The following is a 19,671-nucleotide window of genomic DNA, read 5'->3' as shown; positions in this document are numbered from 1 at the left end:
ACTTATACTAATTTACTGTTTCTGTTTTGATTTATCCAGGTATTGAACCTACGAATTCCTGTTTTTAACGATTCCTCGGTACCGAACATATGCAGAAGCTGCTGCTCAAAGTAAGCGGTTGTTTTTTCCGCAAAAGCTGTTGATACCTTTTCTGGAATATCCATACTGCAGGAAATGGCGACTTCAAGAATATCTCCGGCAGCAATGACAACTGCAGCATATGCTGCTACACTATGATCTTGTGTTAGTAGGAGAAAAGGCATGCTTACTTCTTTGCGAACCAGTTTCTCTTGCAGTGAAGGCAGGTCGGAAAGGTCGACCTGTCTAATTGAATACATTGGTTTATTCGTTGACATGGCATAAATCTTTCTGCTAAGTTAAGAAGGGTACAGCTGGGAGTTTAGGTACAGAATTAGGTTAGTGTATGGGTACAGATAAAAAACAGTAGGAGTTTTTAATTCCGTTTCAGATATTTATGATAGTTAAGTACAGCTCAGAGACAATAGATTACAGGGGTTGCACTGTATGGAGCACTGGAGTTGTACATTTAGAATTTACTTTAAGTATCATGAAGGTAATAATAACTGGGGCCACAGGAATGGTCGGCGAAGGTATCTTACTTGAATGTCTTCGAAATGATAAAGTAGAGACTGTATTGAGTGTCTCGCGAAGGACAGCGGGCATCCAACATCCAAAGTTGAAAGAGCTTTTGGTGGATGATTTTACTGCACTTAGGGCTGTTCAAGAAGCTATTCGTGGCTATGATGCCTGCTTTTATTGTGCTGGCGTCAGTTCGGTGGGAATGAAGGAAGACAAATATCGTTACATCACGTATGATACGACTTTGGCATTCGCAGAATGTCTTTTGGAAGCTAATCCTGCGATTAGCTTTATTTATGTCTCTGGCGCGGGCACGGATAGTACAGAAGAAGGGAAAGTCATGTGGGCTAGGGTGAAAGGGAAGACCGAGAATGCGCTAGCCAAGCTAGCTTTCAAAAAAGAATATAATTTTAGACCGGGGGCAATGACTACCGTTAACGGGCAACAACATGCTAACCCGTTTGCATTTGTCGCTAAGCTCATCAAGTTGTTTGTGCCTTCTGCGGTGCTGTCGCTTCATGAAGTAGGGCGGGCAATGATACACGCGGTAGAACGGGACGGGGTTAAAAATATATTGGAAATTAAAGATATTCGAGCTTTGGCTTAGCCCTTTGATTTTTTAGACCATGTTATGGCAACATCTCATTCTATTCCCCTGGCTAATCTGTTATACATACTGTAGTAAGTTTTTTTGGAAATATGGTAACCGGAACTAATCCGATTACCATCACATGTTATTTGGCACAAAATCAATGGAGAGCTGGTCATCATTCAAAATTGTGCTGAAAGTTTAGTACATAACCGCCCTTGTAATACCGAACTCAAACGTTCTAATTTTTTTGCTTTTGTCAGTAATCTTCCGGTCTATTCAGTTTTCTCTGCCAGTTGTTGACTTGCAAATTTTTCAAAATAACTTTCTATTGCGTCGTTACAGCGATCGATAAACAACTTTGTAAGTTCCTGTAACCTGATAATGGAGGATAGATCGCCTTTGTAGTTGGCGTTATATCTAAATTGCTGCTGAGCTTTGATCATTTCTTTAAACAGTTTAACATGATCGGTGTTGTTCAGACAAAAGCTCGCGTGTGCTTCAGGAACAATTAATCGGCAGAGGTTCATTAGGAATGGAAGGCCTACGGGCCGCGGTTTGTATTGGAGAACAGCATTGATAACACCCAGACAAGTCTGTTCCAGTGCTTGTGACAATGCATGATATGCGCCTTCGACGCCAAAGGACCAACCCTCTTCAAAAGCATGGTATAGACAGCGGGCGTTATTGTAGCGATTGTGCCATTGTTGTCGTACATAATCTAAGTCGAGTTCAGGGCTAGCGATGCGGTCAGGCTTAATATTTTTAATGACTGAATTTTGAAACCAGAGGTCGCCGGCTTTCATCAGTGATAAAAAGAAAGGATGGCCTTCGGAAAGTTTTTTGGTAAAGTAAGCAGTTTCTTCAGCAATCAAGGTCAGGGACACGTTGTGCGGGAGTAAATCCATTGTCTGTTGTTGTAGGTTGGAGAGATCCGTATTTAAGCCATCATACGCGATAAAGAGGTAGTAAGCGTGGGTAATCTGATCTTCTTGACGCTTTTGGAGCGGGCTATTGGACTTTTGACGATCCGAATGATAACCGAAACAGGCGACTAAGGAAGGGGTACTGTATAATTCCAGAATATTTAAGATCAGGTCTCTATAATTACCATTACAATGAAATTTTTTGTAAATAACCGAGTTGTCTTTGAAATTTTCAACTATTGTATTCGAAGCTGCTTTTTCACTAGACTGCTGCCGAATTTCTTCGAATAAAATATGGGAATAATCGTATATCCAGTTTAATGCGTTTATAGTAATCTGATAAGCTGTTTCCAATAGGTTTTCGTCTATAGTGTAATCTTGATCATAACGATAGCCAACATATGCCTCATCAATCTTGTTCAGTGCTTGTTTCTCCTCTTCGGATGCAGTTAATTTGGCCCATCTGGAATCAAATGTTTTGATATAGCTTAGATAGCCTTTTAGCGAATGTGATTTGCGTTCATCATTTAAGAGAAGATTTTCTGCAGTCTTTAACGATAGCTCGATTGCCTGATGGAGCATAAATGCCGCATGAGCATGACTTTTGTGCTGTTGATAGAAATTATAGCCATCAATAAACGATCTGATTTTACTTTTTTCTTTATCGATATACGATCTGGTTTTTTCGATAATCTCAGCTGCGGTATATTGGGGTAATACAAGCGGAATCTCTTGGGCGGGATTTTGGTAAACGCGATTTTGTGATTGATAGATTAGGTAGGTGCGCCCCAACCCTTGGTTGAGTTTGTTTTGTACTTCTTGGGTGAAATTTACTTTGGCGTATACGTTGGGATAATTCTTGATGATTTTGTTGACCAAACCAAGTGGATCGCCACCTCGAATTCCCGCACTTGACAGGATATTAATCTGTAGTATTTGATATTTCTTGCCATCGTGGGCATAAGTCCAATGGTAAATTTCATCCACGGCGATGGTCCGAAGTATAGTATCGATGATTGGAGTAAGTTCGGTGTTCATAATTGATTTGTTTGATTGTGGTTATTTATCTTTTTCCTTCTTGGAGATGCATGGCTTAAAGCAATTGGGAGATCAGAGGATATTTGTTTATTAAAATATTCACATATCGTTTATTCTCGGCCATATTCATGAATTCATTGTATGTGGATTTAAGCTTTCTAAATCGCTGGCTTCGCTTTCAGGCACTTCCGATGTCTCCAAGCTTTGGTTTTCATCGGTCTCATTGTTGTCTTTTTGCGCTTCTTTTGTGGCGTACTCTTTATAAATACTGTCCTCCATGAATTGCTGTAGTTTGTTTTTCTTTTTGGTGGACTGATGCGGTTCATCATTTATAGCCTTTACATAGGGAGGAACATGCAAGAAGATTCCCTCATCTTCATATATATAGTGCAGGGCAAATGCGAGCCGTATCAGCAATTCGCGTATTGCAATTATTTGATCGCCAAAGTATTCGTAGTTACCGGAATCGGGTACCGTTAAATAGTGCATGATATCATCCATGATGTCGTACCATTTTTGGAGAGATTGGTAGGAAAAAAACTTACTGATGGTATCTGCAGGGGCTGGCTGTCCATGGATAGTATATTCCATTCTAAATAGGTAGTTGTGATAATCTTCTTTTGTGGCAAAAAAATTGAATGGCGTATCCTGTAATGGAAGTTGGCATTGGTGAAAAATGACATAGGCAACTTCAATTTGTTTGATCATCTGTTTACAGTGATATCCGTTTTCAGCAAAGTTGCGGTCAGCCATTTCGGGGACAGCTGCCGCATTTACGAAAAGCTGGATATTGTTCATCCAATAGAAGATATTGGTTTCATGGCGATAGAAGTCCTCGATGTAGAGCATCGGATTTTTGACTATATCCTTGGTTAAATAGCGAAAAGATTTCGCTTTTAGTTTCTTTTGTGTATTTTTCATGTTAGTAATATTGTTTGATTAAATAATTGGTTTATAATTATCTTCTGCAGAGCTAATTTAAGAACTATTTTTAATCGAAACAAGTTTATTTATTAAAATTTTCGGATAATGAGTTCTATATTGAAGAGAATTAAAGTTATTTCAGAAAAAGAGGGAATCAGCGTTTCTGCTTTGGAAGCTTCTATTGGGGCCAGTAAAGGTGTTTTTACGCGGGCATTAGCAAACAATACCGATGTTCAGGCCAAGTGGTTAGTAAATCTTGCTGAAAAATATCCCAACTATTCTTCTGAATGGTTATTGAGAGGCGAGGGTGAAATGCTTAAGCCTATTTTGGCTCAGGAAGGTGAAGAAGGGTATGTGGCATCTGAGGATCAACGGATTGTTACTGGGGAAATTAGTGCTTTAAAGCAATTGGTTGCTTCTCAAAGTATGACTATTAAATCGCAGGAGAAGACAATTATGTCTTTGGAGAGATTGTTATCTTCGCTGGAACGAGAGATTGAATCGCTGAGAAGCAAGTGAGTATTTAGAAGGAATAAACTGTGAATGTTAAGCAACGTGTACTGCGGATTGCCGAAGCCAAAGGAATCAGTAAAACAGAGTTCTTTGGGGAGGTAGGCCTCTCTTACGCCAATTTTAAGGGCGGACAGAAGAATACTGCCCTTAGTTCAGACGCTATGATTGCCATATTGACTCAACACCCGGATGTTAGTCCCGCGTGGCTGCTGCTGGGGGAAGGTAGCATGTGGCGGGGCAGTAGGGGAAATGACCTTGAAGTTGGGGCCGAACCTGCTGTTGAACCTGCGGCGGCGGCTGGTGCCGGAAGTCTACTCGTCTATAAACAGCTGGTATCTGCACTCGAACAGACGGTTAGGGCGCAGGAAAAAACGATTGACGCGCTCGAAGCACAGATAGGTCTATTAAATAAAAGGTAGTGAGGGTGTTATTGATGCCGCCCCATACATTTTTGGAGCTCGCCGTTTTGGTTTTTTATTCTTTTAAGTCTTCTTCGCCCTTGGATCAGTAAAGTGACTATGGATAATTCTTTGCCAAAGAAGTTACTTATGATGCCATCAAAATAGCTGATTCCTGTGATTTCATTGGCTTTTTTTTGTGTTAATTTCGATAATTATAAACACGTGTTGCCATGTCCCTGGATTAGTCCGGCTGTCAGCTATTTATACAAAAAGAAATAAATTTATGTGGAGAAAAGTATTATCTGTAATCGCTGTCATCTTCATTTGTTCTATACAGGCCAGCGTAGCGCAGCCTGCTGGAGAGCGGCCTATGTATGTGTCCCGCTGGGGATACCTTTATGCTGAGGCTGGAAACAAGAATGAACCTTTGGGTGTATTTGCCACGGAAGCACCCGTGTACCCGCTCGACTCCACCCAAACGCAGTATAAGGTGCAGGTCAGCAACGGCGACGTCGGTTTTATCGACCGTCAGCCCCTGAAAAACTTCATGGACGGGAAGAAATCAATGGGCGAACCGTCACAATATTTCTATCGCGGGGCGGAGGGTTACCAATGTCCGCATTTCTATGTACAGGTCTCCGAATTGCGTGTACGGAAAGCGCCGAATACAGGTAGTACAGCTGTTCGCCGGGCTAGGGTGAACGAGATGGTCTGTATCGATTATATGCCTTTGTATAAAGACGGATGGGTGTATGTCGGCGATCATTTTCACGAACAGCCGGAATATGTTCAGGCGAAATATTTAGGTCCGCATTTGACGTATGAGGAAGTACTGAAGGATTATCTGGCAGTAAAAGGCAAGGATCAGGAAAAGGAACTGATTCAGGTAGGGCGACTACGCGAAATCGCATGGGGCGATGGGGACGGCCCGTTAAAGCAGGCGCTTTTCTATTGGAAAGAGTCCTATGCCAATGCGGGGGTGGATAATCCCAAGGTGGATATTGACTTCGAATTATTGCTGGCAGATAAAATCGCGCAAAGGCCGGAATACGAGGTTTATGGAAAACGAGTCCAGCAACTGCAGATGCATTTCATCTGGAAAGGTACGGCATTGTATGACGGTAAAATAACAGATGAACAGATGAAAGCCATGGATCTGCAACGTGTTGAGGATATTCCAGGTACGCCGGAATGTGGCTGGGAACCGAAATATTTTTACAAGACGCCAAATATGATTGTCGCATTTGAGGAAAACTATCAGGGAAAGATCGTGGGATCGGTATACAAAACATATTTTCGGGATGGGGAAATGCTCGTATTGGCTGGCGAGCGGCTCGACGCCAACTCCAGCGAGCGAGATTTTGTACAACGCTTTGGCGATCTGCTATATTACGGGGACTGGACGTCGGATCCGCATATTTACCGCATTCAGAACGGCGATGCTGGGCAGTTTATCCTTACATTCAAGGATGGCAGGTTATTCAGCTATGAATGCATGTATTATTGCTAAAGCCGGGGCTTTTTCCGGAAGCGCTACATATCAAACAGCAACACTAGCTTCTGGTGTGTGTGTTTAGCGCCCAGTGGAAAAAGAAGAAGGGATCAATGATCTCGCTGTGCTCGGTTATTGATCCCTGAATTGCTATGGTCGGCATCGGTTGGGAAGTACCCCCAATCGGTTTTGCCAGCTATTGACGCTTGTGGCAAGCGGAATGGTTTTAGATGACTTCCATTTCAAAAAGGCGGGCAATATGTCCTTTGAGTTTTTGTTTGACGTCTTCCATATCCACTTCGGTACCGAGTTCGCGTTTGAGTGATGTGACGTCCTTGTCGTCGATGCCACAAGGGATAATATTGCCAAAGTATTCCAGGTCGGTATTGACGTTGAATGCAAAGCCATGCATGGTCACCCAGCGCGACGCACGTACCCCCATTGCGCAGATCTTGCGCGCCGTTGCTTTGTCCGGTTCTATCCAAACACCGGTATATCCGGGGTAACGTCCTGCTTCAATACCATAATCAGCGCAAGTTAAGATAATGGCTTCCTCCAATGTCCGCAGATAGAGGTGAATATCCGTGAAAAAGTTGTCCAGATCCAATATCGGATAGCCCACGATCTGGCCCGGTCCATGGTAAGTGATATCGCCGCCGCGATTGATCTTATAGAACTTAGCGTCTTTCTCCTCCAATCCCTTTTCATCCAGCAGCAGATATTCCTCATGTCCGCTTTTTCCGAGTGTGTAAACATGGGGATGAGCGGTGAAAATCAGGTAATTGGGGGTTGGATTTTTTGTTTCGTTGACCCTGTTGTCATGCTTGATATCCAAAACGCTTTTAAAAATGGATTCCTGTCTGTCCCAGGCTTCCTGATAGTCTACCAGGCCCCAGTCCTGAAACTGCACCGATTTATTCATTGTTTATTCTTTTTAAAGCGGGAGCAGCTATCAAATCCGCTCCCTTGTGTGTTGTCTGATTAGTATAACAAATTATTATACGGGTATCGTGCATTGTGCATTTTGACAACGATATCGTACAATGTTTTCCTGAATTCCTCGATGTTGGTTTTGTTCGTTGCAGAGAGGAAGACAGCCGGATCGGCGTTTTTCGCCATCCAGGAATTGCGGAAATCGTCCAATGTCACCTCAATTTCTTCGCCATCCTGTCCTTCCTCGATCGCCGGTTTGTACAAGTCGATCTTGTTGAACACCGTAATCACCGGTTTGTCCAGTGCTTTGAGGTCTTTCAATGTCTCATTTACCGCTTGGATATGATCTTCGAAGTTGGGGTGTGAGATGTCCACGACATGGATCAGTACATCCGCCTCGCGTACTTCATCCAATGTGGATTTGAAGCATTCCACGAGGTGGTGCGGCAATTTACGGATAAAACCAACGGTATCTGACAGCAGAAACGGAAGATTGTCTATGACAACCTTGCGGACGGTGGTATCCAATGTGGCAAAGAGCTTGTTCTCGATCAGCACATCAGATTTGGAAATCATGTTCATGATCGTTGACTTACCGACGTTGGTGTATCCTACCAATGCTACGCGGATCATCTCGCCGCGGTTTTTGCGTTGAGTCTCGTTCTGTTTATCGATGGCTTTGAGTCTCTCCTTGAAGAGGGAGATCTTGTCCAGGATAATCCGTCTGTCCGTTTCGATCTGGGATTCACCCGGACCGCGCATACCAATACCCCCGCGCTGACGCTCCAAGTGGGTCCACATACGGGTCAGACGTGGTAATAAGTATTGCAGCTGTGCCAGCTCGACCTGGGTCTTGGCTTGGGCCGTTTTTGCGTGCCGCGCAAAGATATCGAGGATCAGATTGGACCGGTCGAGGATTTTACGCTTGAGTTCTTTCTCAATGTTGCGGAGCTGGGATGGTGATAACTCATCGTCAAAGACCACGATGTCGATTTCTTCGGCTTCGACAAAGGCTTTGATCTCCTCCAGTTTGCCACTTCCGACGAAGGTCGCGCGATCGGGGAAACCCAGTTTTTGCATAAACGTGCCTCTGGTCTCACCGCCGGCAGTCTTCACAAGAAACTCAAGTTCCTCGAGGTATTCTTTTGCTTTCGTTTCCGTCACATTTGGAGTGATCACACTCACCAGGACGGCTGTTTCGGGTTTTATTGCTGTATCGTGTATTTTAAATCTGGCCATTTTGTTATATTAAAATAGTTAACGGGACGCCGACAGACAGCAAGGCCATCTATTTATAGCACAGGGCCTGTTACTAGGGTACGTCCACTTTTTACGTTTTGTTTTGAAAAGGTGAATTTAAGAAAAAACCAATAAATCATCTGTGATTTGCTTACAGGGCAACTCGATATAAGTAAGCGGTCTGTCGCCATCTTTTGCCTAGTAAAAGAAGGGGAGATTTTCTATATCATGTTCATAATGATGCAAAAATAAATAAATTTCATTTTATATGCAAGTGTATAGCCAAGGTCAGCCGATGCCTATTCAAGTCTACTTTCCTGAAAAACGACAGACGTCATGTAGACTTTTGTCTATTGGGAGCCTGTCCCTGTGTTGGGGGTGGTTGTTCTGCCACAGGTTTGTGTGAAGAAGCATCTGAAGCGTGCGCTATGCCCCCCTGTTGCGTTTCGGCCGTGGCTGCTTTGGCTTTGAGCGGCGAGGTGCGGTATCAGATCAGGAGATCTTATCCCAGGCTATGCCATCCGATTTGCGGGCCAGGAAGCTGCGGAGGAGCTGGTTTTTTGGGCTTTGCAGCATAGGATCTTCCTTAAAGATCGCAATGACCGTATTCCGGCACGCGGTCAGCAAGGCCTGGTCGGTGGCCAGGTTTGCCATTTTAAGGTCGAGTACACCCGACTGCTGCGTACCTGAAATATCGCCGGGGCCGCGTAGCTGTAGATCTACTTCGGCGATTTCAAAGCCATCGTTGGTGCGCACCATGGTGTCGAGCCGCAGACGTCCCTCTTTGCTAAGCTTGTTGCCGGACATAAGAATACAGAAAGACTGTTCGGCTCCCCGGCCTACACGGCCCCTTAGCTGATGCAGCTGGGAGAGACCAAATCGCTCGGAATTTTCGATCACCATGACGGAGGCATTGGGTACGTTGACACCGACCTCAATAACGGTTGTGGCAACCATGATCTGCGTTTCGTGCCGGACAAAACGCTGCATCTCAAACTCTTTGTCCTTCACCGGCATTTTGCCGTGAACGATGCTGATCTTATACTGTGGCAGCGGAAATTCGCGCTGCAGGTTCTCCAGGCCAGCCTCCAGATAAATGAGATCCAGTTTTTCGCTTTCTTTGATCAGGGGATATACTACATATACCTGGCGGCCTTTGGCAATTTCCTCACGCATAAATCCGAACATCCTCAGGCGTGAGCTTTCAAAAAAATGAACTGTTTTGATGGGCTTACGTCCTGCCGGCAGCTCATCAATCACCGAGATATCCAGGTCGCCGTACATGGTCATGGCCAGTGTACGAGGAATGGGGGTTGCAGTCATCACCAGCATATGGGGTGGGATGACGTTTTTGCGCCACAGCTTGGCCCGTTGTTCCACGCCGAATCGATGCTGCTCGTCGATGACGACGAAGCCCAGATTTTTGAATTTCACCTTGTCTTCAATCAGGGCATGTGTGCCGATCAATATATCCAAAGTTCCATCTTCCAGTGCCTGGTGGATCAGCCGGCGTTCCTTGGTGCTTGTGGAGCCGGTGAGCAGCTTGATGTTGACGAGATCATCTCCGGCAAGCTCTTTGAGTCCATGATAATGCTGGGTGGCCAAAATTTCTGTGGGAGCCATCATGCAGGCCTGAAAGCCATTGTCGACGGCTAGCAGCATACTCATGAGCGCCACAACTGTTTTTCCGGAGCCTACATCCCCCTGTACGAGCCGGTTCATCTGGGCACCGGTGTTGGTGTCGATCCGGATTTCCTTGATGACACGTTTTTGGGCACCTGTCAGCGGAAATGGAAGCCGCTCATTGAAAAAGATATTGAATTTCTCTCCAACCTGACTGAAGCGCTGGCCTCGGAATTTTTGAGTGTTCAGCTGCTTGTTGTTGAGCAGTTTGAGCTGTATGAAAAACAGTTCCTCAAATTTTATCCTCTTAATTGCCTGGTTAAGTTCTTTTTGGGATTTAGGAAAATGGATGGAAGCCAAGGCCTGCTGTCTGGAAACCAGCTGATGTTCCTTTAGCACCTCTTCGGGCAATGTCTCTGTAATACTTCGATAGACGGTTTCGAGGGCGGTTTGCTGGAGGCGCTGAATCCCCTTAGTGTCCAGGTTGAACTTTTTAAGTTTCTCCGTAGACGAATAGACCGGCTGCAGGCTCATATTGCCCACTTGTTTGGCCTGCGGATTGTACAGGTCCATTTCGGGATGGGTAATGGAAATCTGGCCATTGAATTCACTGGGCTTACCATAGATGACGTACGCTGAACCTACCTTGAGCGATTTCTGGAGCCAGGGGATTGACTGAAACCAGACCAGTTCCATGGAACCTGTTTCGTCCCTGAAGGAGCCGACGAGCCGTTTCGTTCTTTTTTCACCGACCAATTGTAAGGACACCAGGCGGCCCAGTACCTGCGCAGCCATCATATCGGGATGCAGTTTCCGGATCTTATGGAATTCGGTGCGGTCGATATAACGAAAGGGATACTGTGTCAGCAAGTCACCAATGGTAAATACCTGCAACTCTTTTTTGAGCACATCCGCCTTTTGGGGACCTACACCTTTGAGGTATTCTATCGGGGTAATTAAACTTAATTCAGCCATTCTTCTCAAATGGCTAAAATACGAAAAAATAATTTTTAGGGGTTAGATAGTTCTACAATGGGTTTTCCATTCTTGCATTGGACTGGCTTGGCCATACTGAAGCAATCACCTTGACATACTGTTTTTTCAAGGTGCAGTTTCCTTTCTACAAGACGATTGTATAGTTCTATTTTTTCCACCATCTCGTTTGAACGGATGGATTTGTGCACCGCAATTCCTTCAAAGCAGCAGCCTTTTCGTAGGAAATGGCTAGTCCAGTCGTTTGGATTTGTACAAGGAACGTCCTTATAAAACTCCTCTAGTTCTTTGTATAATCTGGGGATCTCAATATCAATTTCTTCTAGGGTAAGGTCGCGCGCATACCGGAGCACAGCTTTACCATTCTGACATACTTTTCCAACGGGCGGGTTGATAGGGGGAGAATAGCCATGTTCAATTAACATTATCCCTTCGCGTTCGGCGGCTTCGTTTTGTTTTCGGTGGAGGTAGTCCAAATCTTGCTGAAGTTTTTCAAATTGAGGCTTTACAGAATGATGGACTATATAGTAGTCTGATTGCTTTATAATTTCGAATTCGTTGATATTCGTACAAGGTACGGACTCGAGTACGGTATGGATTTCCTGTATTTTTTCGTTAACCCGCTGTGACCAATATTCATTTGATCTGGAACTGTCTTTCGAACAGGCAAGGAACAAGATGACTCCAATAAGGAGATAATAATTGAATCTGATTCTTTTCATACTTTAGTTTTATTAAATCTGGTGTATATTAATATCCAGGGGATGTTTGTTCATATCCTACGATAGCCTTTCCATTGTTACATCGTACACCCAGAGGCTTCTGATATGCCGCGCAGTTAATTCTCGGTGCGATCAATGGCCGATATACTTCCATCAGTCTGTTGTAGTCGTTGACCTTATTACGCAAAGTGGTTTTGTCTACGGAGCGATGATAGGCAAGATGACTGGATCCACATGTCGATTGGATCTCGATCAATCTCCAATCGTCTGCATTTGTACAGGTTACGGGGCTTGCGAATGATACGATCTGGTGATATTTTTCATCAGAAAGGATTCCGAGCTCCTTTTCTGTTTTTCCTTGGTAAGGATTATCGAGATGAGATTCAGATTTACAGACCACAAATAACATGGAACATGCGAGTAATGTCGTCAGCGCTAATAGGGATAAACTTTTCATCTTCTGTACATTCTATTCGGTCAATGGTTTTGATTCAAAGCAGGACGAGCCACTTTGAAAGCATTCGGTTTATAAACTCAGCTGTTCTTTAAACGGACTCCATGATGGATGTGCTACAGTTATCTATTGGATATCTGTTGGAAATTTCTCGCCTATAGGAATAGAGGCCGGACAGGAGCCCGATTGGTCATTGGCCTTCCGGAAAAGGCTGCTCTTGCAATAAAAAAAACGGCTCAATCGTTAAGATTAAGCCGTTTCTGATGTGGGGTAAATTCTATTGCTAGAAATTTCCTTTGGCTACGTCCCACCAAAGTCGGGTACCACCATTGTCTGGTCCGCCCAACAAGGAGATTGCGTTTTGCACTTCAGCCCTGTTTGTGTTGTATTCGTTCTGTGGGAACGGTAATCGACGGATCTGTATTTGTGTGTCGATCAGTCCCCCGCTGTTGTTGACCACGACAGGGAATAAGCGCGGATAACCGGTACGGCGGAATTCACTCCAAGCTTCTTGTCCTTCCGGGAAGATTGCCAACCATTTCTGGGTAATGATACGTTCCAATTTTTCTTCGTTAGTCGCAGCGTCATTCCATTTGATGGTCAATGCACTTGGTGACACAGCATTGTTTTCTGCGTTGAATGGGTCTTTATAGGCTGCAGCTTTGCTGGTATTGTCATTTAGGTAAGCGCTCAGACCTGAGGTAACTCCCCATTGCGCAAAAGATGTTTCAATTCCTTGTTCGTATAGCGACTGTGCAGAGCCGCCAGCATTTGCCCAGCCTCTTAACGCAGCTTCGGCACGTAGAAAGTAAACTTCTGCAGCAGTCATCAGTACCGGAGCAGTTGTCGCTGTGAAAGTAGGTGTAGTGCCTTCGGTATTTAAAGCAGAAAATTTTTGATATTTATCCTTTTCGATGCCCTCTGCTCCAGCGCGGATACCGATATACTCACCTTTGTGCGGGGCAAGCTCTACATCTGTAGCAGCTGGTGTGATTGGGGACATGTATTTCGAAATACGTGGATCTTTCAAGCCCACCATATAAGACGTAAGCGTAGCATTGATACGGGTATCAGCCCAATTTTTGGAAATAAACCAAAGTGGATTGCTATAGGTGCCGTCTGTCGGCACGGTAATCTTGAAGTTTTCTGCGTTGCTTTGGATAACGCCGCCATTTGCAGGGTCTAATGCTTTTTCCGCTTGTGTTTTTGCTAATTGCGCATCGACTTTAACTAAGCGCATCGCCAGCCGTAAACGTAATGAATTGGCAATTTTTAACCAATTTTTGAAGCGCACCTGGTTATCCGTGTTAGGAAACACCAGGTCAATCTCATCGATTTTAGCTGCCATAGGGCTACCCGCTGTATACGATTTCAATGCAGTTACTGCTTGATCGAGTTCTTTAAAGAAAGCCGCATATACGTCGGATTGTTTGTCGTACGGAATGGTATTCGAAGTGCCCACCTTGCTGTAAGGAATAGGACCGTAGATATCCGTGACACGGCTTGCCGCTTCCACTTTGATGACTAACGCCGAACCCCATAATGCTGGATATGTCTCTGCGAGGCCATTTTTTTGTAGCTTGTCAATTGCTTTGATGACGTCAAGGTAGAGCACTTTGAAAGCCTCACCGTTCCAGCCGTTCACCATAGCGTAGTTCAGGTTATTTTGACCGCTGTTAAACGGTGTTGGAGACATAAAGAACCCAGAGAAAACGTCTGCATTCAGGTTTTGTTGGACTTGATAGGAATTTGGGTCACCAGCGCCGGAGAAATTATAGATCGACATCTGTGCATTTCTGAAGAAAGCAACAAGGTCCTGACCATCTCCTTTGAGATCCTCGTCAGTAAGTCCCGTGTTACTTTTGTTGTAATCTTCGAAATTCTTGGTACAACTGCTCATTGAGCCCGCGATAAGGAGAGCAGCAAGCGAGAATCTGGATATATTTTTAATCGTGAATTTCATTTAATTATTTTTTAATTGCCTGATGGAACGGAGATTGTATAGTATCATGTTACTTAAATCTCGGTTTCAGTGTTGATATTTAAAATGTTGCATTTAGTGTAAGCCCATAGTTACGGGTAGCAGGCATCATAAAGATATCCACGCCACTTAGGCCGTTTCCTGTTGACATAGTTACTTCTGGGTCAAACGGTGCTTTTTTGGAGATGTAGAATAAGTTTCTTCCAACGGCGTTGACACGAAGTTTTTTGAAGAAACTATCTTTAATATTGAAGTCATAACCAAAAGTCAGCTCACGTAATCTCACGACAGTTCCATCATAAATATATTGACTACTTACCGGCCCCATGCCCGCGGTTGACGTATACCACTTTTCTGCATCAACCATGGAGACAGCTTTACCACTTGGTGTTACGCCATTGATCGCTACTCCACCATTTGCGCGGGCATCGCCACTGGCTTTTGACACACCATACCCATCGAGCAAGGACTGGGTCACGGACATCACTTCATAGTCAAACTTCCCATCGATCAGGAAGCTCAAGTTGAAATTCTTATAGTTAAAGCTATTGTTCCAGCCCATCTGCCATCTTGGGTTAGCGTTGCCGAGTTTGGTATACTGGTTGTTTTTTTGCGGGATTCCGTCTTCAGAAATCAGTATACGACCTTGATCGTCACGTACAAAATCCTGACCATAGATATCCCCAAACGAACCGCCGACTTCTAGTTTGGATGCAAAGTTATTGCGTCCCTCGCCTGTTAGAGTAAATTCGGATATCCCATCAGCGAGTTCGACAATTTTATTTTTATTGTAGGTAAAATTGAGGCTAGTGGTCCATGTAAAGTTATCATTCTTTATTGCGTCCAACGACACTAATGCTTCCACACCCTGATTTTGAATATTTCCGGCGTTAATCGCATAGAGTTCATTAAGTGACGCGTGACTGGCCGCAATTTTGAAAAACTGATTTGTCGTGTTGGTTTTGTAGTATGTCAAATCCACATTCAGACGGTTGTTCCACATACGCCATTCTGTTCCGATCTCGAAAGATTTAGTTTTTTCGGGTTTCAATGTTTTCAGAAATGCGATATCATTGACTGTCAATACCCCATAAGGATCGATGGAGTTTGTCAGTAGACTGGTATATGGTGGCAAGTCATTACCCACAATGGCATATGAACCACGTATTTTTGCCATGTTTACAAATTCAGGTAAATTTAGCTTGTCGTTAAGCACAACCCCCAATCCGGCAGACGGATAGAAAAACGATTTCGAATCTGTATAAGCAAGCGTGCTTGACCAGTCATTTCTAGCAGTCAGGTCCAGATAGATCCAGTTGTCGTACGCAAGATTGGCTGAAGCAAATACAGATTGCAGCTGTCTGCGGTTGGCCAATAAAGTCGACGTCACTGGTGTAGTTGTATTCTGGATAAAGAACTGATTAGGTATTTTCAATCCATTTTTTCCGGTATTGAAATCCGTGCCTTCAGTTTTCCAGTCCGTGATACTGGTTCCCACTAATCCGGTAATCTGGAATTTATCATTGACATGGAAGTTCATATTGGCGACCAAATCACCATATTGTTGTGTGATCGTTGTATTCGTATAGTTGTAAGCTCCATTTTCACGGGCAAGAATCTTTTGTGTGCCGGCATAGGCTTTCCTGTCCCAGACTTCGCTTGTGCGGTCTACACTACCGCGAGCTTGGATGCTAATCCATGGCGCGATCTTATATTTTGCACTTCCATTTAAGAGCAATCTGTTTCTTGTTGAGCGTGTCGAATTCCGGTTTGTAATCCACCAGGGGTTTTGCTGCGTCGTTTCGTCGTCGGAGAGCGTAAACCAATTCTGCTCATTCAGATTGCGGCTTGCATTGAACTTTTCGTAATTTTTATAATCTGCAATGTTCAAGCTTCTTGGCAATAGATATAAGCCAACTAAAGGATTATAATAGAAACCCGATGTAGGGGCGTTGTCCAATTTTTGTGTAATGTAATTCGCACTTCCTTCAACGGTTAGCTTATCATCCAGAAATGTAGCACTTTCCTTGATATTGAAGTTGTGACGTGTAAGATCATTTTCGGGCAATATACCTTTGGCGAGCGTATTGGCATATGAAAAATAAGTCTGGTTTTTTTCGTTGCCGCCAGATAATGTCAACGAGTTTGTAAAATTGCTTCCGGTGCGGAAAAACTCGCCTACGTTATCATAGTTGGTTCCGTTTGTTTTGTCGCCCCAGCTAAATACGCTGGTATTGCTGTTTTTACCGTTCGATCCTTGGCCGTATTGACTCTGGAATTCCGGGAGAGATACGGCTTGCTCTATCTGTGCGCTGGATGAGAAGTTTATGGTTGTACGACCTTGTTTTCCGGATTTGGTCGTGATCAAAATAACGCCGTTGGCAGCCTGGCTACCATATAAGGCCGCTGCAGAAGCTCCTTTAAGTACGGAGATATTTTCGACATCTTCAGGGTTGATCATGGCAATTGGGTCGCCACCATCGCGCTGTCCTCCGAAAACATTGTCCGGTTGTCCAGCTAAGGTTTGGTTGTTGATCGGAACACCATCAACAACATAGAGCACCTGATTGTTGCCGGAGGCAGATTTATTACCACGTAATATTACTTTTGCTGATCCTCCCGGGCCGGAGGAGCTGGAAGCTATGTTGACACCAGCGACCTTACCGTTGAGGTTGTTGGCGAGGTTGGTGCTCTTTACCTTGTTCAGTTCATCACCGTTGACCTGCTGAGTAGAATACGTTAGGGATTTTTGTGCCCGGCTGATGCCAAGTGCCGTGACTACGACGCTCTCGAGCTGCTGAGTCTGCTCGTCTAAAGCCACCGTGATAGTGGTTTCCCCGGGAGCAAGTGTGACAGTCTTGTTTTCGTAACCTATGGTACTGATGTTCAGGACGCGATTTTTATCATCCACATTAATCTGGAAGGTGCCTTTTGCATCTGTAGAGCTTGCTGTTGACGTACCCAGTACTTTTATGGTTGCACCAGCTATAGGTGTTTTGGTTTTTGCGTCCACAACCGTCCCTTTTATCTGGTTGCTTTGCGCGTGTAGTAAAGATGCGGAAAAGAGCATTGTCGGAACTATGCTCAGCATCCTTAGTGTAGTGTATAATTTGTTATTCATTGAGTATATGTGTTATTTTAGCGTTTTACATACACGTTTTCACCCAATTATTTTTCCCGTTTTATCGGCTGATGAGCGCACTACATCAACAGCAATTGCTTGAGGGGCAATTACATTTACGTCGCGGTTTCATCCCAGTAGATACTTCTACATAGATGGCTAATTCCATTTAGCATGTTGGTTAGGAAAATCGATATCGGACAATGACGATGCGCATCTCAAATGTTATGCTGTTCAATATCTTAAGGACAGGAAGTAATAGCTGTGTGAAAAGCTGTATTTGAATACTAAATTACTATTGTTGGCCAACAATCAAAAATTTTAGGAAACAAAGTTGATACAAAATAAGGTTAATTGTTGGTAACCGGCTATCTAATAGTATTTTGTGGTTTTGTAACTTTTTGAAAAAGATGTCTTTTAGCGGTGAAATGAAGCACCCAGCTTCGTCAATTCCGCTAACGCGGGGAGATTTCGGCTGATGTGACACTGCTCAGTGGAATGGGCCGGTTCAGGTCTGGCCTGCCATTTTATGGATTACGGCTAAGCTGGCTGTTTGTTTTTCATAGTTCGTAGATTACGACTATTGAACAGGATGATCGCGATCAATATAATGCTGTAAGCCACATATTTAATGGGGGACACCGACTCCTGAAAGTAAGTGGCTGCCAGAGTGAAGGCGATCAGCGGATTGATGTATAGCAGTACACCGGTGGTCGTCGATGAAATGCCGATCAAAGCGTACATGCTTAGAAACAGGGGGATAATGGTAAACAAAACCGCAATGAGCAGTATTGTACTCCAGAATATTGGTTCTCTTGGCAGATCGTGGTGATTATAGAGTAGCTTGGGGACAACAAATAGCGCACATATACTGAGCTGGACGGCCAGCTGAGTGAGTTTGTCAAAACCAGTGGATACCCGTTGCACGATGAGGTAAAAAGCGTAACAGGTGGCGATGGTGGCAGCCCAGAGGACATCATTTAAGGAGCCATTCGCCAGCAGACATACACTGCCCAGAGCGATCAGCAATGCCACTTTCTGTAAGATACCCAGTTTTTCTTTCAGTATAAAATAGGCGGCTGCAGCAGTTATCAAAGGACAGGTCAGGTAGGCTAGTGCTGCAGCCTGAATACTGACATGGTTGACGGCATAGATATAGGTAAACCAGTTGCCGAAGATCAGCAGAGAAGCCAGAATGGTAAGCCCGGCCTGCCGCCGTTTAGCTGGACCCGGAAGATTCCTGAATTTCTTCAAGTCTGACTGGACTAATTTTCTTCGGAACAGGAGCAGATAAAGCCAGAGCACAGCCAGGGCGGTGACTATTCGGAAGTAAAGAATGTCTTCTGCCGGGTAGTCCCTGATCCAGCGTACTGAAATGGACATGAATCCCCAGATGAAGGGAGCCAAAAAAGCCGCGAGAAGATATTTTCCGCGGCCTACAGTTTCGTTATTATTGCTCACGGATTAATCTTTCCAGGCGATGACCGAAATTTCGACGTTGACATTTTTCGGCAGTGTCTTGACGGCAACACATTCACGTGCGGGTTGTGCTTCCTTAAAATACTCTGCATACACTTCATTCACAAGGGCAAAATTATCCATGTCGCTTAAAAAAATAGAAGCTTTGACAACATCCTGAAAGCTATATCCCGCGTTACTCAAAATAGCTTCCACGTTTTTGAGTACCTGGTGGGCTTCATCTTTTACGCCGGTGGAAATCAGTTCCATGGTTTCCGGAACCAACGGAATCTGCCCCGAAACATAAAGTGTATTGCCCGCTTTGATAGCCTGGTTATATGGGCCTATCGCTGCAGGTGCCTTATCTGTATTTAAGATCTCTTTTTTTGACATGAGCTGTTTGTTTAGGATGAAAAAAATAGTTTATAGATCAGTCCCAATAAAAAGATAATAATTGCCGTTGCATTAATAATGTGCATGGCTTTTATACTGCCATTCATGGGACGATCGGCGTTGTGCTTTCTAAAAAAGTACATGGAACTAAGTTACGACAGTAATTTAAGATGTGAAAATTAAAAATTAAAAACTTTGGGATCGCTGCGCTACAAGTCCTAACTTTAGTTAACTAACGTGTGGCTGCCGATGTCAGTCCGTATAGGCTGCC

The 19,671-nt window shown here is 44.2% G+C and carries 17 protein-coding genes; 4 read left to right on the top strand and 13 right to left on the bottom strand.

The genetic code is table 11. From position 1 onward, the window contains the following. Positions 1-2 precede the first annotated feature (2 nt). Entirely contained in the window at positions 3-338 is a 336-nt protein-coding gene (locus tag K7A41_RS14590) for a hypothetical protein (protein WP_265714268.1), read from the bottom strand. Positions 339-568: 230 nt separating this feature from the next. Here K7A41_RS14590 and K7A41_RS14585 point away from each other — a divergent pair, with 230 nt between their 5' ends. Beyond that, a complete protein-coding gene (locus tag K7A41_RS14585) occupies positions 569-1,207 on the top strand; it encodes an NAD-dependent epimerase/dehydratase family protein (protein ID WP_265714267.1) in 639 nt (212 codons plus the stop codon). A gap of 257 nt (positions 1,208-1,464) precedes the next feature. Here the strand turns inward: K7A41_RS14585 and K7A41_RS14580 are convergent, their stop codons facing one another. Together K7A41_RS14580 and K7A41_RS14575 are read right to left on the bottom strand one after the other, a co-directional pair. Continuing rightward, the gene (locus tag K7A41_RS14580; protein ID WP_265714266.1) at positions 1,465-3,153 is read right to left on the bottom strand and encodes a HEPN domain-containing protein; all 1,689 of its coding nucleotides are present in this window, start codon (positions 3,151-3,153) and stop codon (positions 1,465-1,467) included. A gap of 126 nt (positions 3,154-3,279) precedes the next feature. Beyond that, positions 3,280-4,074, bottom strand: a complete 795-nt coding sequence (locus tag K7A41_RS14575; RefSeq protein WP_265714265.1) for a hypothetical protein — start codon at positions 4,072-4,074, stop codon at positions 3,280-3,282. Between the two features lie 108 nt (positions 4,075-4,182). Here K7A41_RS14575 and K7A41_RS14570 point away from each other — a divergent pair, with 108 nt between their 5' ends. The 3 genes from K7A41_RS14570 (at position 4,183) to K7A41_RS14560 (ending at position 6,501) form a co-directional block, all read left to right on the top strand. After that, positions 4,183-4,596, top strand: a complete 414-nt coding sequence (locus tag K7A41_RS14570) for a hypothetical protein (protein WP_265714264.1) — start codon at positions 4,183-4,185, stop codon at positions 4,594-4,596. Between the two features lie 20 nt (positions 4,597-4,616). Further along, on the top strand, positions 4,617-5,009 hold the full coding sequence (locus K7A41_RS14565) for a hypothetical protein (protein ID WP_265714263.1): 393 nt from the start codon (positions 4,617-4,619) through the stop codon (positions 5,007-5,009). Between the two features lie 265 nt (positions 5,010-5,274). Next, positions 5,275-6,501, top strand: coding sequence for a hypothetical protein (locus K7A41_RS14560; protein WP_265714262.1), 1,227 nt, complete (start codon positions 5,275-5,277; stop codon positions 6,499-6,501). Between the two features lie 208 nt (positions 6,502-6,709). Here the strand turns inward: K7A41_RS14560 and lipB are convergent, their stop codons facing one another. The 10 genes from lipB to K7A41_RS23635 all read right to left on the bottom strand — a co-directional run bounded on the left by lipB (position 6,710) and on the right by K7A41_RS23635 (position 19,543). Beyond that, positions 6,710-7,405 carry a lipoyl(octanoyl) transferase LipB gene (lipB, locus tag K7A41_RS14555; protein WP_265714261.1) on the bottom strand — a complete coding sequence of 232 codons (696 nt, stop codon included), beginning with the start codon at positions 7,403-7,405 and terminating at the stop codon, positions 6,710-6,712. Between the two features lie 59 nt (positions 7,406-7,464). Then, on the bottom strand, positions 7,465-8,655 hold the full coding sequence (gene hflX, locus K7A41_RS14550; RefSeq protein WP_028071775.1) for a GTPase HflX: 1,191 nt from the start codon (positions 8,653-8,655) through the stop codon (positions 7,465-7,467). 492 nt (positions 8,656-9,147) lie between these two features. Then, entirely contained in the window at positions 9,148-11,253 is a 2,106-nt protein-coding gene (gene recG, locus K7A41_RS14545; protein WP_265714260.1) for an ATP-dependent DNA helicase RecG, read from the bottom strand. Between the two features lie 35 nt (positions 11,254-11,288). Continuing rightward, on the bottom strand, positions 11,289-11,993 hold the full coding sequence (locus tag K7A41_RS14540; RefSeq protein WP_265714259.1) for a hypothetical protein: 705 nt from the start codon (positions 11,991-11,993) through the stop codon (positions 11,289-11,291). Positions 11,994-12,021: 28 nt separating this feature from the next. Continuing rightward, positions 12,022-12,450, bottom strand: coding sequence for a hypothetical protein (locus tag K7A41_RS14535; RefSeq protein WP_265714258.1), 429 nt, complete (start codon positions 12,448-12,450; stop codon positions 12,022-12,024). Positions 12,451-12,730: 280 nt separating this feature from the next. Next, positions 12,731-14,410 carry a RagB/SusD family nutrient uptake outer membrane protein gene (locus K7A41_RS14530; RefSeq protein WP_265714257.1) on the bottom strand — a complete coding sequence of 560 codons (1,680 nt, stop codon included), beginning with the start codon at positions 14,408-14,410 and terminating at the stop codon, positions 12,731-12,733. A 79-nt stretch (positions 14,411-14,489) separates the two neighbouring features. Further along, positions 14,490-17,549, bottom strand: a complete 3,060-nt coding sequence (locus K7A41_RS14525) for a SusC/RagA family TonB-linked outer membrane protein (protein ID WP_265714256.1) — start codon at positions 17,547-17,549, stop codon at positions 14,490-14,492. Between the two features lie 540 nt (positions 17,550-18,089). After that, positions 18,090-19,010: an EamA family transporter gene (locus tag K7A41_RS14520; protein ID WP_265714255.1), complete on the bottom strand. Its 921-nt coding sequence runs from the start codon at positions 19,008-19,010 to the stop codon at positions 18,090-18,092. Between the two features lie 3 nt (positions 19,011-19,013). Then, positions 19,014-19,400 (bottom strand): RidA family protein, encoded by a 387-nt coding sequence (locus K7A41_RS14515; RefSeq protein WP_028071785.1) that lies wholly within the window; start codon positions 19,398-19,400, stop codon positions 19,014-19,016. A gap of 11 nt (positions 19,401-19,411) precedes the next feature. Continuing rightward, positions 19,412-19,543 (bottom strand): DUF6728 family protein, encoded by a 132-nt coding sequence (locus tag K7A41_RS23635; protein WP_322784027.1) that lies wholly within the window; start codon positions 19,541-19,543, stop codon positions 19,412-19,414. Positions 19,544-19,671: the final 128 nt, after the last annotated feature.

It is taken from the genome of Sphingobacterium sp. InxBP1 (assembly GCF_026191775.1).
Classification (GTDB): Bacteria; Bacteroidota; Bacteroidia; order Sphingobacteriales; family Sphingobacteriaceae; genus Sphingobacterium; species Sphingobacterium thalpophilum.
This window is presented reverse-complemented; position numbering and strand designations above follow the sequence as displayed.

Coding starts and splice junctions, on each gene's coding strand:
- K7A41_RS23635 (WP_322784027.1), bottom strand. CDS start 19,543: ATGTACTTTTTTAGAAAGCACAACGCCGATCGTCCCATGAATGGCAGT.
- K7A41_RS14515 (WP_028071785.1), bottom strand. CDS start 19,400: ATGTCAAAAAAAGAGATCTTAAATACAGATAAGGCACCTGCAGCGATA.
- K7A41_RS14575 (WP_265714265.1), bottom strand. CDS start 4,074: ATGAAAAATACACAAAAGAAACTAAAAGCGAAATCTTTTCGCTATTTA.
- lipB (WP_265714261.1), bottom strand. CDS start 7,405: ATGAATAAATCGGTGCAGTTTCAGGACTGGGGCCTGGTAGACTATCAG.
- K7A41_RS14580 (WP_265714266.1), bottom strand. CDS start 3,153: ATGAACACCGAACTTACTCCAATCATCGATACTATACTTCGGACCATC.
- K7A41_RS14560 (WP_265714262.1), top strand. CDS start 5,275: ATGTGGAGAAAAGTATTATCTGTAATCGCTGTCATCTTCATTTGTTCT.
- K7A41_RS14570 (WP_265714264.1), top strand. CDS start 4,183: ATGAGTTCTATATTGAAGAGAATTAAAGTTATTTCAGAAAAAGAGGGA.
- K7A41_RS14540 (WP_265714259.1), bottom strand. CDS start 11,993: ATGAAAAGAATCAGATTCAATTATTATCTCCTTATTGGAGTCATCTTG.
- hflX (WP_028071775.1), bottom strand. CDS start 8,655: ATGGCCAGATTTAAAATACACGATACAGCAATAAAACCCGAAACAGCC.
- recG (WP_265714260.1), bottom strand. CDS start 11,253: ATGGCTGAATTAAGTTTAATTACCCCGATAGAATACCTCAAAGGTGTA.
- K7A41_RS14585 (WP_265714267.1), top strand. CDS start 569: ATGAAGGTAATAATAACTGGGGCCACAGGAATGGTCGGCGAAGGTATC.
- K7A41_RS14535 (WP_265714258.1), bottom strand. CDS start 12,450: ATGAAAAGTTTATCCCTATTAGCGCTGACGACATTACTCGCATGTTCC.
- K7A41_RS14530 (WP_265714257.1), bottom strand. CDS start 14,410: ATGAAATTCACGATTAAAAATATATCCAGATTCTCGCTTGCTGCTCTC.
- K7A41_RS14525 (WP_265714256.1), bottom strand. CDS start 17,549: ATGAATAACAAATTATACACTACACTAAGGATGCTGAGCATAGTTCCG.
- K7A41_RS14590 (WP_265714268.1), bottom strand. CDS start 338: ATGTATTCAATTAGACAGGTCGACCTTTCCGACCTGCCTTCACTGCAA.